This is a genomic window from Chelativorans sp. ZYF759, from assembly GCF_012911015.1.
GTDB lineage: Bacteria > Pseudomonadota > Alphaproteobacteria > Rhizobiales > Rhizobiaceae > ZYF759.
On the sequence record NZ_WVVV01000020.1, the window covers coordinates 13,685 to 27,548 of the forward strand.

General features: G+C 62.7%; 13 protein-coding genes, 1 tRNA gene and 1 riboswitch. Of the genes, 6 read left to right on the plus strand and 8 right to left on the minus strand.

What is annotated here, in order from left to right:
* Positions 1-6 precede the first annotated feature (6 nt).
* The 6 genes from GRZ55_RS21080 to GRZ55_RS21105 form a co-directional block, all read right to left on the minus strand.
* Entirely contained in the window at positions 7-1,323 is a 1,317-nt protein-coding gene (locus GRZ55_RS21080; RefSeq protein WP_169288927.1) for a TRAP transporter large permease, read from the minus strand.
* Positions 1,320-1,883, minus strand: coding sequence for a TRAP transporter small permease subunit (locus GRZ55_RS21085; protein WP_169288928.1), 564 nt, complete (start codon positions 1,881-1,883; stop codon positions 1,320-1,322). The genes GRZ55_RS21080 and GRZ55_RS21085 overlap by 4 nt, the downstream gene beginning before the upstream one ends.
* A 70-nt stretch (positions 1,884-1,953) precedes the next feature.
* Positions 1,954-3,018, minus strand: a complete 1,065-nt coding sequence (locus tag GRZ55_RS21090; protein WP_169288929.1) for a C4-dicarboxylate TRAP transporter substrate-binding protein — start codon at positions 3,016-3,018, stop codon at positions 1,954-1,956.
* Between the two features lie 16 nt (positions 3,019-3,034).
* Complete coding sequence (locus GRZ55_RS21095; protein WP_368856659.1) at positions 3,035-3,715, minus strand: TetR/AcrR family transcriptional regulator; 681 nt, start codon at positions 3,713-3,715, stop codon at positions 3,035-3,037.
* Between the two features lie 304 nt (positions 3,716-4,019).
* A tRNA-Gly gene (locus GRZ55_RS21100) sits at positions 4,020-4,094 on the minus strand.
* A 70-nt stretch (positions 4,095-4,164) separates the two neighbouring features.
* Positions 4,165-6,138 (minus strand): acyltransferase family protein, encoded by a 1,974-nt coding sequence (locus GRZ55_RS21105; protein ID WP_169288930.1) that lies wholly within the window; start codon positions 6,136-6,138, stop codon positions 4,165-4,167.
* Between the two features lie 201 nt (positions 6,139-6,339).
* Here GRZ55_RS21105 and GRZ55_RS21110 point away from each other — a divergent pair, with 201 nt between their 5' ends.
* The 4 genes from GRZ55_RS21110 (at position 6,340) to GRZ55_RS21125 (ending at position 9,998) form a co-directional block, all read left to right on the plus strand.
* Complete coding sequence (locus GRZ55_RS21110; protein ID WP_169288931.1) at positions 6,340-7,128, plus strand: ion transporter; 789 nt, start codon at positions 6,340-6,342, stop codon at positions 7,126-7,128.
* 101 nt (positions 7,129-7,229) lie between these two features.
* Positions 7,230-8,267: a polyphosphate kinase 2 gene (ppk2, locus tag GRZ55_RS21115; protein WP_169288932.1), complete on the plus strand. Its 1,038-nt coding sequence runs from the start codon at positions 7,230-7,232 to the stop codon at positions 8,265-8,267.
* A 108-nt stretch (positions 8,268-8,375) separates the two neighbouring features.
* Positions 8,376-9,167: an ion transporter gene (locus GRZ55_RS21120; protein ID WP_169288933.1), complete on the plus strand. Its 792-nt coding sequence runs from the start codon at positions 8,376-8,378 to the stop codon at positions 9,165-9,167.
* Positions 9,168-9,269: 102 nt separating this feature from the next.
* On the plus strand, positions 9,270-9,998 hold the full coding sequence (locus tag GRZ55_RS21125; protein ID WP_210257463.1) for an SAM-dependent methyltransferase: 729 nt from the start codon (positions 9,270-9,272) through the stop codon (positions 9,996-9,998).
* Positions 9,999-10,004: 6 nt separating this feature from the next.
* Here the strand turns inward: GRZ55_RS21125 and GRZ55_RS21130 are convergent, their stop codons facing one another.
* Entirely contained in the window at positions 10,005-11,096 is a 1,092-nt protein-coding gene (locus GRZ55_RS21130) for a 2'-deoxycytidine 5'-triphosphate deaminase (protein WP_169288934.1), read from the minus strand.
* Between the two features lie 76 nt (positions 11,097-11,172).
* A riboswitch (SAM riboswitch) is annotated at positions 11,173-11,251 on the plus strand.
* A gap of 45 nt (positions 11,252-11,296) precedes the next feature.
* On the opposite strand from GRZ55_RS21130, the gene GRZ55_RS21135 reads away from it, so the two are divergent.
* Positions 11,297-12,487 carry an O-succinylhomoserine sulfhydrylase gene (locus GRZ55_RS21135; RefSeq protein WP_169288935.1) on the plus strand — a complete coding sequence of 397 codons (1,191 nt, stop codon included), beginning with the start codon at positions 11,297-11,299 and terminating at the stop codon, positions 12,485-12,487.
* A 228-nt stretch (positions 12,488-12,715) separates the two neighbouring features.
* On the opposite strand, the gene GRZ55_RS21140 is transcribed toward GRZ55_RS21135, so the two are convergent.
* Entirely contained in the window at positions 12,716-13,321 is a 606-nt protein-coding gene (locus GRZ55_RS21140; protein ID WP_169288936.1) for a CDP-alcohol phosphatidyltransferase family protein, read from the minus strand.
* Between the two features lie 147 nt (positions 13,322-13,468).
* On the opposite strand from GRZ55_RS21140, the gene apaG reads away from it, so the two are divergent.
* Positions 13,469-13,861 carry a Co2+/Mg2+ efflux protein ApaG gene (apaG, locus tag GRZ55_RS21145; protein ID WP_169288937.1) on the plus strand — a complete coding sequence of 131 codons (393 nt, stop codon included), beginning with the start codon at positions 13,469-13,471 and terminating at the stop codon, positions 13,859-13,861.
* The last annotated feature ends 3 nt before the right edge of the window (positions 13,862-13,864 follow it).

Genomic DNA, 13,864 nt, shown 5'->3' on the forward strand with positions numbered 1-13,864 from the left:
TTTCGGTCAGAGCAGTCCCGTCGCGATCCAGGGGAAGGCGACGATGAGGATGAGGGCGAGAAGCATGATGAGCGCGAAGGGGGCCGCGCCCGCGAAAACGTCATTGAGGCTGATCGAACGGTCGTCGAGCGCGCCCTTGATGACATAGACCGACAGGCCGAGCGGCGGCGTCAGCAGCCCGATCTCCACGGCCAGCACGGTGATGATGCCGAACCAGATCAGATCCATCTGGAGCGCCGCCGCGACCGGCAGGACGAGCGGCAGGGTGATCAGCATGATGGAGGATGAATCCAGGATGGTGCCGAGCAGGATCAGGATGGCGATGTAGAAGAGCAGGAAGCCGTAGACGCCGACATCCATGCCGATGATCCACTGCGTCATGAAGACGGGTAGGCCCGACAGGGCCAGAAAGCGGCTGTACATGGTGGCGGCGATGATCAGGAAGCAGATGGCGGCGGTGATGTGGCCGGTCTCCAGCGTCACGCCCCACAGGGCGCGCGGCCCGAAGCGGCGCTTGGCGATGGCGATGACGATGGCGCCGAGTGCGCCGATGGCACCCGCCTCGGTCGGCGTGAAAACGCCGCCATAGATGCCACCCAGCACCAGCACGACCAGCGCGACGATGGGCAGAAGCTTGGAGGCGGTGTCGCGCGCTGCTGCGCCGGCGCTCATCTTCCGTTCCTCGACGGGCTGCGGCGTGCCGGTGAAGCCCGCAAAGAAGCGCAGCATGACCCAGATGCCGACGCAGAAGGCGACCGAGAGCAGGATGCCCGGCCCGATGCCGGCTATGAACAGACGCCCCACCGACTGTTCCGCGATGATGCCGTAGAGGATCAGCAGCAGGCTGGGCGGGATCATCATGCCGAGGATCGAACTGCCAGCCACGATGCCGGCGGCAAAGCGGCGCGAATAGCCTATGCGCACCATCTCCGGGACGGCCACCTTCGAGAAGACGGCGGCCGACGCGATCGAAATCCCTGTGATGGCAGCGAAGATCGAATTGGCGCCGACCGTGGCCATGCCCAGGCCTCCCCGGATGCGGCGGAAGGCGCGGTTGGCGACATCGAACGTATCGCGCCCGATATCGGCGCGACTGACGACGAGGCCCATGAGCACGAAGAGTGGCACGACGCCGAAGAGATAGCTGGAGATGCTTTCGCGGGCGGCTAGCGACAGGATGCGCGCGGCCTGTTCGGGATTGTCGCGCAGAAGCCAGATGCCGACAAAGCTGACCAGCGCCAGCGCGATCGCGACATGCATGCCGGTATAGATGAGGACGAGGATGGCCGCCAGCGAGGCAAGCCCGATCTCGATGCCGCTCATTGGCCGGTCTCCGCATCCCTGCTGGCTGCCAGCACAAGCAGCGAGACCGTGCGCTGCAGGAAAACAAGAAAGAGCAGGCTGGAGCCGACAAGCACGACCAAATGGACCGGCCAGATCGGCGCGATGAACTGACCGACTGTGCCCACCGTCTCGCCACGTCCATAGCTGCGCAGGAACAGCGGGTAGAAGGCGGTGATCAGGATACCGACCAGGACGGCGCCGGCGGCGTGCATCAGCGCGTCGATGAGGTCGGAAGTCCGGCGGTAGCGACTGCGCAGATAACCGAGAAGCGCGTCAGAACGGGTCAGCTTGCCACGCGCCAACGTGTTGGCGATCTGCAGGAAGACGATCGCCAGGATCGACATGGCGACCATCTCAGGCACCCCGGCAATCGGACGCCCGAATCCGAAGCGGCCAATCACATCGGTCGAGATCAGCAACATGATCGCCAGAATGCCGACTGTACCGATTGTACTGGCGAAAGCGGTCACCCGTTCGAGCAGGCCTGCGGCGATGTCGAGCGGACGGTATCCCGTCTCGTGTTCGCTGGGCGAAATCATGCTGTCTGCAATCCGTTGGTGTTGGCGCCCGCCCCGGATCGACCGGAGCGGGCGGGAAATCGGCTGGCGATCAGCGATCCGACCAGTCGCGCGGCAGGTCGACACCGGCGGCCTTCAGCGCGGCGATATAGGCGTCGAGCACCTCGGAGCCCGGCAGGCCGCGGCCATCGGCATCTTCCGCCCAGGCATTGGCAACGTTCGGCAAGGCATTGGCCCAGCGCGCGCGTTCCTCGTCCGACAGTTCGTTCACCTGGCCGCCGCCTTCGGCAAGTGCGTTCATCGAGGCTTCAATACGCTGCGCCTGCTCTTCCAGATAGGCGGCAGAGAAGGCGCGCGCGCCTTCCCGCATTGCGTCCTGAACGGTCTCGGATTGCGCGTCGAACCAGCTTTTGTTGGCGACGATCGAACCGGCATATTGCGCGCCAAAATTGGTGATGGTGATGTGCGGCGCCACCTCCTGCAGGCGGGCCGGGGCCGCCGCAGTCGGAAACACGATCACCCCGTCGAAGACGCCTGTCTGGATATCGTTGTAGTAGGTGGTCAGATTGCCGGCGACACCAACCGCGCCGGTGCCCTCCAGCCAGTTTACCGCCGGTCCGGGCGCTGCGATGCGCCGGCCTTCGAGGTCGTCGATGGAGTTGACCGGGAAGTTCGTCATCAGCAGGTAGTTGTCGAGCGCAAAGCCGCCGCCGAGATACTCGACGTCATAGGCATGCCAGCTTTCCGCCATGCCGGGGATCTCGGCATGCAAATTGTCGATGACCTCCAGAATGAGGTTCGGATCCGGCGAGCCGAAGGGCGTGAAGTAGGTGACGTTCTGCAGCGGCAGGTTGGTCGGCTCGAAGACCGTCGGTACGCCCCCGATTTCCGCCAGCCCATCCTCGATGGCTTCCAGTTCGCCGCCGACCGAAGCCAGCGTGCCGCCATAGGCCTCGGTCCAGTCGACCGAATAGTCGGTGCCTTCCAGTGCCGCGTTGACGGTCGGGATGAAGGTCTCGCTCAGATGCTTCACCCAGAGGAAGATCGGCGGATGGCCGTTCACCACGGTCAGGTTGAGCGTCTCCGCTTTGGCCGAAATCGTGGCGCCAGCGAGAAGCGTCGATGCGAGCAGGGTTGACTTCAGGACATGTCTCATTGGGTGGTTTCCTCCTTCAGATCGGTTTGGTTGTTATTCTTGACGGATCGGCCAGCGCGCGGATGCCTGCGGCGATGAAGGCGCGCGCCCGTGCGATCACCTCCTCGACATCATCGTCCTGGCACTCCCCATCGGACAGGTCGGCTGCGCGGCCGGTGCGCGCCATCAGGATCACGCCCACCGAAACGCCCTGCAGATAGCCCCAGACCGCCCGTTCGCGGGTTAGGCCCGGCACGATCTTGAGGATGGCGTCGACGAATTCGATGGCGATGGCGTCGTATTGTTGGCCCGTCATGCGCCGCGAGCGTTCATCCGTGCCGGTCGCGACATGGACGAGGAGGCGCGTGTAATTGTGGCCGCCATGCTCCTCGTCGCGCCCGAGCTCGATGGTGGGACGCAGGAAGGCGTCGAGCAGGTCTTCGAGTTCCGGTGCTCCATCGTTTGCGAAGAGCGCGTCCTTCAGACGCCGGCGTCGGTCGTTGATGGCACCGGACCGGCGTGCGAACACCGCCTCGAAGAGGCGCTCCTTGCTGCGGAAATAATAGTGGATGAGCGCCGAGTTGACGCCGGCCGCTTCGGCGATGGCACGGGTGGTTGCACCATCGAAGCCGCTATTGGCGAAGACGGCTTCCGCCGCATCGAGAATGAGCTGCTGGGTGTCCTGCCGTTCGGAGACGGCAGCTTGTGCCTGAGCCACGACCGCCTCCTCCCTGCGTTCGTTGGTCAATTGATTTAATCAGATGATTAGACAGGCAGGGTCCGTTGTCAAGCTGGGAACTGCGGCCGCAAATCCGGTTGGCATCGGCGTGAGTGAATTTTGCGAGAAGGGACGGCTCGAGCTCACCCGGCTCGGCGCGATCGCCGCCCCGATCCGTCCCGGACTCATGTGCCGCATCAATGGCGAGAGAGGGTCCTGCCCGCGCGGGTCAAGCGCCAGAGTCCGCCAGGCGTTCCGCCTTCGCAGAGCCCACAACAATACCGCCGATCCTACAAAGAGAAGCTGGAGCGGGCGATGGGAATCGAACCCACGACATCAAGCTTGGGAAGCTTGCGTTCTACCTCTGAACTACGCCCGCGCCGGCATCATTAGTCCATTGAGGGAGGACCGTTTGTCAAGCGCCTGACGAGGCCCTCGAAACGGGGATGTTACGGTTGACGGTCGGCGACCGGTGTTTCATGCCGCGATCCGAAGAAGCGCCGCAGCCTCTCGCTTCTCTCGATCAGCAGCGCCCCGAAGACCTCTTCGCCCTTGGCTGACCAGTGGTCGGTGTCGGCATAGGTATACTCGCCGTCGATCACGAATTGCGAACGCCGCATCGGGCCCAGCAGGTCGATCCGGGACAGATACTCAAACGAAGCCTGGCGTCGCTCGAGAACATCTTTGATCGTTTCATCGACGGAGATGATTTCGACGAGCCGGTCTCGCAGATAGTCAGGGCGGTCTCTTTTTCGCGAGACGGCGACAAATTTGTCGACTTCGAAATGTGGTTCCGATTTCGGCCCGACCCACAGGAGGGGAACGCCGTGACGGCCGATTTCCTCGAGATAGGAAATGATCCTCTCCATGCCGTCTCGATCGACGGGAAGTCGCTCGTAATCTTCCAGCAGATAGCTTCCCTTCTGGGTGAAGACGAGGAGGTCGATCCTGTCGCTGTTGGCCGCAACGAATTCGCCCAGTTCGTCATAGAAGCAGGTCGGATCGGGATGGCTCGGTCGGCAGCCTGCAGCCTGGACCGCGACGACATGCAGCCGCGAGCCCGCATGTGCCAGCGCATTGAACAGGTTCCCCGCGTGGCTGTCGCCGAAAACGAGAACGGCGTTGCCATGCCGCTCGAAGCAGCCATCGAATCGTTCCTGCAACTCTTCGGTCACCTGCGAACTGCGGAATTGACATTCGTCCTGAAGCTCGATCTGGCGGTGAGCGCTCGCCTGGAGACGCGCCGTCTCGGGTGGCAGCCGCCATTGCCAGCCCTCGCCAACAAGCACCGTGCCTCCGATTATCAGGAAAACAATGCCCGTCGCCGCCACGCCGGACATGAAGCGGCGCTCTTCGCGCTTGCGACCGGCGGGATAGCGGAACGGCTGCTCGACCAGACGGTACATGGCGGCGGCCAGGATGAGCGAGACCGCCACCAGACCCAGCCGGTCGGCCGTCACCAGCGGCCGTCCGATCGTATAGCCGTAGAAGATCAGCAGCGGCCAGTGCACGAGATAGAGCGAATAGCTGATCCTGCCGATGCCCACCGCGAGAGAATTGGCAAGGAGCAGATGCGCCGTACGCGCTTGCCCCGCGTAGATCACCATGGCGGCACCGACCGTCGGCACCAGCATCAGGAGGCCGGGAAGATGCGTGTGTTCGGAATAGAGGTGGACCGCGCCGACGATCATGGCCAGGCCGATCAGGAAGACGGGTTCGAACCAGCGTCGATCAGCCGGCTGCAGGCGTACCGCCCATACCAGTGCGGCGCCGATGGCGAATTCGAAGGCACGGAAGGGGGTGAGGAAGAACGCTGCGGCGCGGTCTGCCCACAGCTCTGCCATGGCGAGGCTGGACAGGCCGACCACAAGCAGCCCCATGATCAGGACCGTCCGGCTGCGCAGCAGGACGAACACCAGCAGCAGGGGCCAGAACAGGTAGAACTGTTCTTCCACGCTGAGCGACCAGGTGTGCAGGAGTGCCTGGAACTCCTTGCCGACATCGAAATAGCCCTGCACGGAATAAAAGAAGATGTTGGATACCGACAGAACCGCGGTCATCAGTTCGCGTGCAAAGCGCTTCAGATGTTCGGGGGAGAAAATCAGGATCGCGGCGATGGAACTGGCCAGCAGCGTGAAGGCGAGCGCCGGGAAGAGCCTGCGGATGCGCCGCCCATAGAAGGGGGCGAACCGGAACGTTCCCGTGGCGGCATGTTCCTCCACGATAAGCCGAGTGATCAGGAAGCCGCTGATGACGAAGAAGACATCGACGCCGACGAAGCCGCCGCCGAACCCCGGCCAGCCGAAATGAAACAGCACGACACTGAGCACCGCCACGGCACGCAACCCGTCAATGTCGGGGCGATAGTCGTGTCTGCGCGTGGGAACGGCGCTGGAGCGCGTCGAGTCTGAGGATTCTGGCACGTCAGGCGAGTTGCACAGCCCCCCCGGGCTGTCAATTCACGCTGCCCGTGATCGTGTAACAAGTTCGAGCATATCCGCGATCAGCGGTACGCCCGGGGCCACCGCGCGTCGGCGTCAGGCGGCCCGTCTGCCACGGCTTGACGGGCAGGCCGCCGCATCTCACTTCTGCCTTGAATCCAATCACGCCAGGGGACAGTGGCCATGGCCGCACTCAAATCGCTCATCGAATCGCGCCGCTTCGACATGGTGATCACCGTACTGATCGTCATCAACGCAATCACGCTCGGGTTGGAGACCTCGGCCGAGGCCATGTCCGCTTTTGGGCCGGTGCTGATCGCCATCGACAGGCTCATTCTGGGTGTCTTCGTCCTGGAACTTCTGGCCCGCTTTGCGGTCTACCGGACTGATTTCTTCCGCGACCCGTGGCGCATCTTCGACCTCCTGGTGGTCTCCGTTGCTTTCGTGGCCGCAACCAGCAACCTGTCGGTGCTGCGCGCGCTGCGCATTCTGCGGGTCCTACGGCTGATCACCGTGGTGCCTTCCATGCGCCGGGTGGTCGGTGGGCTTGTCGCCGCCTTGCCGGGCATGGGATCGGTCGTCATGCTGCTCATGCTCGTCTATTACGTGTTTGCGGTGATGGCGACCAAGCTCTTCGCGGCCTCCTTCCCGGACTGGTTCGGATCACTCGGCGCGTCTGCCTATTCGCTGTTTCAGATCATGACCCTGGAAAGCTGGTCGATGGGAATCGTGCGCCCCGTCATGGAAATCTACCCCTGGGCCTGGGTGTTCTTCATTCCTTTCATCGTGACGACGTCCTTTGCGGTCCTCAACCTGTTCATAGGCATCATCGTCTCGGCCATGCAGGAAGAAAGCGCGGAGGCAGCGGTGGCCGAGCGCGGGGCCGTGCATCACGACCAGGAGGTTATCCTGGCGGAAATCCGCGCGCTACGCGAGGAAGTGAGGGCGTTGCGCTCGGGCAAGCCCGGCTGAGTGCATGGACACACACCTGGCGCAATTGATCTTGCGCAATTTCTTAGCCGGCTTCGCCTGTTAGGGTTGGACAGAGGACGTCGGTGCACGAGGGAACGCTGATGGGGGAGGACAAGTCAGCCACAAGCAGGGAGGGGCGCCTTGCGGCGAGGCGTCCCAGCCGCAATTCCCGCCCGCAGGAACCTGCCGGCGCGGCCGCCGAGCCTCTGGTGGCAGTTCTTGAGGAGAAGGCAGCTGCCGAGCCTGCCGCGTCGCCCGCCGGAACCCACCGACTTGCTGAACTGCGCCATGACCGGGACGAAATCCGGCGCCTTTTCGAGCAGGGTGAATATCCCTACCGCACCAAGGTCGCACGCCGCCCCTACGAGGCGAAGAAGGCGGAATTGCAGGTCGAGTTGCTGAAGCTCCAGGAATGGGTCAAGGCGAGCGGCGCCAAGATCGTGATGCTCTTCGAAGGGCGCGACGCTGCGGGCAAGGGCGGCACCATCAAACGCTTCACCGAGCATCTCAACCCGCGTGGGGCGCGGGTCGTCGCACTGGACAAGCCGACCGACCGGGAACGATCGCAATGGTACTTCCAACGCTATGTGGAGAACCTGCCGGCGGCCGGTGAAATGGTCTTGTTTGACCGATCCTGGTACAACCGCGCTGGCGTCGAGCGCGTGATGGGCTTCTGCACGCCAAACGAATATCTCGAATTCATGCGCCAGACGCCTGAGCTCGAGCGCATGATCGTGCGCAGCGGCATCATGCTTTTCAAATACTGGTTCTCGGTCACTCGGGACGAGCAGATACGCCGTTTCCAGTCCCGCGAGCACGAGCCGTTGAAACAGTGGAAGCTTTCGCCCATCGACCGGCAGTCGCTCGACAAGTGGGACGATTATACCGAGGCGAAGGAGGCGATGTTCTTCTATACCGACACCGCCGATGCCCCATGGACGATCATCAAGTCGAACGACAAGAAGAGGGCCCGCCTCAACTGCATGCGCCACTTCCTAAACTCGCTGCCTTATGACGGGAAGGACCTGCAGGCCATCGGCCATGTGGACCCGCTGATCGTCGGGTCGGGCGGCGACGTGATCGGCAAGAGCGCGCATATTCTGGGCGCCAGCCTGCATCCCGGACATCGCAAGTCCTGACGCGGAACGGCTGACCGGTCCCGCGCCCTGCGATTGAAGCTTCCCGCTTGACTGGAATAGCGCGTCATCCCACTTGTGCGGCCACTGGAATCGTTCGGGGAACAAGCCGTGGCCGCACTCAAGTCGCTCATCGAATCGCGTCGTTTCGAAATGGCGATCACGGTCCTTATCGTCATCAATGCCATCACCTTGGGGCTTGAGACCTCTGCCGACGCGATGGCTGCCTTCGGCCCGTTGCTCGTCGCGCTCGACCGGATCATCCTGGCGGTATTCGTGCTGGAATTGCTGGCGCGCTTCGCGGTCTATCGGACCGAGTTCTTCCGCGATCCCTGGCGCATCTTCGATCTCCTGGTGGTGTCGATCGCCCTGGTTCCGGCCACGGGAAACCTTTCGGTGTTGCGCGCCCTGAGAATCCTGCGCGTTCTGCGCCTCATCACCGTTGTTCCGTCGCTGAAGCGTGTCGTCGGCGGGCTGATGGCCGCGGTGCCGGGCATGGGGGCGGTCGTGCTTCTGCTGTCGCTCGTCTTCTACGTGTTCGCGGTGATGGCGACCAAGCTCTTTGCCGCCTCGTTCCCCGACTGGTTCGGCTCGATCGGCGCTTCAGCCTACTCGCTCTTTCAGATCATGACGCTCGAAAGCTGGTCGATGGGCATCGTGCGCCCGGTAATGGATGTCTATCCGTGGGCGTGGATTTTCTTCATCCCCTTCATCGTGACCACCTCCTTCGCCGTGCTCAATCTCTTCATCGGTATCATTGTCTCGGCGATGCAAGAGGAGAGCGAGGAGGCGGCCGTCGCCGAACGGGGCGCGATGCACCGCGAGCAGGAACTGATCCTTGCCGAGATCAGGGCGCTGCGCGACGAGGTGAAGGCATTGCGGACCGACGCTCCGGGCGGATGACGCGGGTCCATGACCATGCTGCGGATTAACCATGTCCGGTATCGGTGCTTGATCATGGTTAGCGGTTCCTTAATTTCGACGGTAGCCAATAGGAACCGTCTTTTGCCTTCCACCGCCATCCGCGCCGCGCGCGCCTTCTTCCAGCCCGTCGCCTCCAATCCCTACGAGAACGATCAGAGTCTGGAATACAGTTTCCGCGCCCGGCGCTTCGCGCGCGTGCAATCACTTCTCGACGACATCATGCGCGAGAAGGAACATGTCGAAATCCTCGACATGGGCGGGACCGAGACCTACTGGCACATCGGTCGTGAGTTCCTTCGGCGCCACCGGTCACGGCTGCATATCACGCTGATAAACCCCCAGGAGCAGACGGTCTCGGACCGCGACCTGTTCTCGGCGAGCCGTGAAAGCGCAGTGGATCCGCAACTGATGGCGGAGCGGCGGTTCGATTTGGTCCATTCCAATTCTGTGATCGAGCATGTCGGCAGCTGGTCCGAATTCGAGCTGTTTGCCCGGAACACCCGCCGGCTCGCGCCCCGCTATTTCGTCCAGACACCCAATTTCTGGTTTCCCTACGAGCCGCATTTCCGCTTCCCCGGGTTCCAGTATCTGCCCAAGCGCCTGCGCGCCGAACTGCTGACCCGCTTCCAACTCGGCTTTTTCGACCGTATCGGTTCGCTGGAAGAGGCGCGCGAGATCGTCCACTACCACCGCCTGTTGTCGACGCGGGAGATGGGGACGCTCTTTCCAGACGGCGAGGTCGTTCATGAGAAATGGATGGGCGTCAACAAGTCGATCATGGCGATCCGGTCCGAGCCGCCGCTGACCTAGTGGCGCTCAGGCGGCGCGAAAATGTTTCGACAGCTTCAGGCCCTGCGCCTGGTAATTTGACTTGAGGTCCGTCCCGTAGAGCGCCTTCGGCAGCGCGGCCATGCGTTCGTAGACGAGCCGGCCGACGATCTGGCCATGCTCCAGGATGAAGGGCACCTCGTGGCTGCGCACTTCGAGCACGGCTCGGCTGCCTGTCCCGCCTGCTGCTGAATGGCCGAAACCGGGATCAAAGAAGCCCGCATAATGCACCCGGAATTCGCCCACCAGCGGGTCGAATGGGGTCATTTCAGCGGCGTAGCCGGGCGGTACATGGACTGCCTCGCGAGAGACCAGGATGTAGAACTCGTCGGGATCGAGGATGAGCTCGTTGCGCCCGCGCACCCTGACCGGTTCCCAATAGTCGAGAATGTCGTGGGCATCGCGCCTGTCGACGTCGATCAGGCCGGTATGTCGCTTGCCGCGATAGCCGACGAGACCGCCAACCTCACCCGAAAGGTCGATGGAGAGGGCGATGCCGCCGCCCGATATGTTCGGGCGTTCGGCAGCGACCAGCGTCTCGGCGGCATGGAGATCGTGAAGTTCGGCCTCGCTCAGCGTGCCGCCGCCCTGGCGGAACCGGACCTGAGACAGCCGCGAGCCGGCACGCGCCAGGATCGGAAAGGTCCGCGGGCTGATTTCCAGGTAGAGCGGCCCGGAATAGCCGGCCGGGATCTTGTCGAATTCCTCGCCATTGTCCGACATGACGCGGGTGAAGATGTCGAGCCTGCCCGTGGAGCTCTTCGGATTGGCGGAGGCCGAGATGTGGGCGGGAAGCTCCAGACTTTCCATCAGCGGCACGATGTAGACGCAGCCGGTTTCAAGGACCGCGCCCTCGGTGAGGTCGAACTGGTGCAGCTTCAGCCGCTCGAGCTTGTCGACCACGAGGCTGTCGGGACCCGGCAGGAAAGAGGCGCGCACCCGCCATGCCATGGCGCCCAGCCTCAGATCGAGGCTCGCCGGCTGAATCTGGTCCGCGTCCAGCGCACGCGTTGCCGTCAGTGCGCCCGTGTCGAACAGGGCCGCGATCTCGTGGTCCGGGAGTATGCCTGCTTCGGCCACCTGTTTCTCCGCATCTGGTCGGGTTCCTGCTTAGCTTTCCCGGCGATTGACGCAAGAAGCACGACGCACTAAAGCAGATTTATCCCGTGGTGATTTGGCCGGCCGGCTTGCAGCCACGTTAAACAAGTCGCTAAATAGGGCCGAATTTCGGACCGGTTGCGACTTCCCGCGGCCGGTTTTTTGTTGTTTGGAACAGGCATATGACCGACAGGACCAAGGATTGGAAGCCGGCAACCGCTCTGGTGCATGGCGGCACGCTGCGCTCCGGATTTGGCGAGACCTCCGAGGCGATTTTCCTCACCCAGGGCTTCGTCTACGAAAGCGGCGAAGCGGCGGAGGCGCGCTTTAAGGGCGACGAACCGGGCTTCATCTACTCGCGCTATGCCAATCCCACCGTCGACATGTTCGAGAAGCGCATGTGCCTTCTGGAGGGCGCGGAGGACGCCCGTGCAACGGCTTCCGGTATGGCCGCGGTCTCGGCAGCGCTTTTGTGCGGCATCCGAGCCGGCGATCATGTGGTTGCAGCCCGCGCCCTGTTCGGCTCGTGCCGGTGGGTCGTGGAAAAGCTGATGCCGCAATATGGCGTCGAGACCACGCTCGTCGACGGTACACGCATGGAAGAATGGGAGCAGGCGGTCAGGCCGAACACCAAGCTGTTCTTCCTGGAGAGCCCCACGAACCCGACGCTTGAAGTGGTCGACGTCGCGGCGGTATCCCGTCTCGCCAATTCCGTCGGCGCGCGCGTCGTTGTCGACAATGTCTTTGCCACGCCGCTGTTTCAGAAGCCGCTGGAACTGGGCGCCCATATCGTCGTCTATTCGGCGACCAAACACATTGACGGCCAGGGGCGTTGCCTGGGCGGTGTCATCCTGTCCGACAAGGCGTGGATCGACGAGAATCTGCACGACTACTATCGCCACACCGGCCCCGCCCTGTCGCCCTTCAATGCCTGGACGCTGCTCAAGGGGCTCGAGACTTTGCCGCTGCGGGTACGCCAGCAGACCCAAAGCGCGGCCGCCATCGCCGATCACCTCGCCGATCATCCGAAGATCGGGCGCGTCATCTATCCGGGCCGCAAGGACCATCCCCAGGCAGACATCGTGGCACGGCAGATGAGCGGTGGCTCGACCCTGATCTGCATGGAACTCAAGGGCGGCAAGGAGGCCGCCTTCGCCTTCCAGAACGCGCTCGAGATCGTGCGCATTTCCAATAATCTGGGCGACGCCAAGAGCCTCATCACGCATCCAGCCACCACGACGCACAAGAATCTTGCAGAGGAAGCACGCATCGAACTCGGCATTAACCCCGGTACGTTGCGGCTTTCAGTGGGTCTGGAGGACGTCGGTGACCTTATCGATGACCTCGATCGCGCCCTTGATCGTTCTGCTTAATAACTGTTCACGATGCGACAATTGTGCGCTGCAAAAAACGCATAGGTGCCATGCACAACACAGCGTTGTGGGCACGCGGGGGAGAGGCTAGATAAATACCCATGACGCATCTACCTCCTCCCAGATGCTGATTACCCGAATGCGGTGCACCTCCTCCCGCGCCGCATTTGAGATCCAGCCCGCTGCCACCTCCTCCCGGCAGCGGGCTTTTTCTTTTTGCGCTCTTGCTCATCCGAATAGCCGTCGGGCCTCCAGTATGCGCCAGAACGCCGTCCAGAAGCACATGGCGGCGAACACCAATGCCAGCGGGGCGAATGATCCGGGAAAAAGGCAGAAGAGGACGAAGAACAGGATCGTTTCCGTTCCTTCGGCCAGTCCTGTCGTGAAGTAGATCGATTTCGGCCCGCGCACGCGTGTTTCCATGCCCAGCCGCGCAGCAATGGCCGAGAACGCCAGAAAACTGGCGCCGTTGACGTAGAAGGAAACCAGCAACACGGCGCCCGCCAGCGCGTTCGCCCCCGGCTCGGCCAGGATGAAACCAAGTGGAACCGCGCCGTAGATGGCGAAATCCAGCACGATGTCGAGATAGCCTCCGAGTTCAGTGGACCCCTTCAGCCGCGCGATGGCGCCGTCGAGGCCGTCTCCAAGACGGTTGAGAAGAAAGAGCGCCAGCCCGAGCACATACCATTCGAATGCGATGGCGGCGGCTGCGGCGAGGCCCAGGACCCATGAGGCTACTGTCACCTGGTTGGCTGTTATGCCGATACCCGCCAAGCGCTCTGCGGAATGCTCCATGAGCGGATCGATCCGCGATTTCGCCCAGCCGTCAAGCATTGTTCATTCCCTTCGATCCGCTTCTATCTACAGTCGTCGCGGGGGATCACACAGGGGCATCATGCGGAAGTCTGGTCACTTTCAGGAGACGGCCCGTTGACCGCAGGCGTTTGGTTGCCAAGATCAGATGGCGAAAGGCAGTTTGACATGTACAGCACCACCACACGCGGGATCGCCGTTGAGGTCGAATCCTTCTTCCTCGAGGACAGGTCCGATCCCGGCGAGGATCACTATGTCTGGGGCTACCGAATCACCATCGCCAACAACTCCGACCAGGAAGTTCAGCTTCTGTCGCGATACTGGCGCATCACCGACGGACACGGACGCGTGGAGGAGGTGAAGGGCCCGGGCGTGGTTGGGGAGCAGCCCGAACTCGCGCCTGGTGACAGCTTCCAGTACACGTCCGGATGCCCTTTGAAGACCTCGTCCGGCATCATGGTGGGCAGCTACACCATGCGTACGGCTGGCGGTGAAATCTTCGACGTCGCCATTCCCGCTTTTTCGCTGGACCTGCCGGGCGCCAGGCGCTCCGTCAATTGAGGT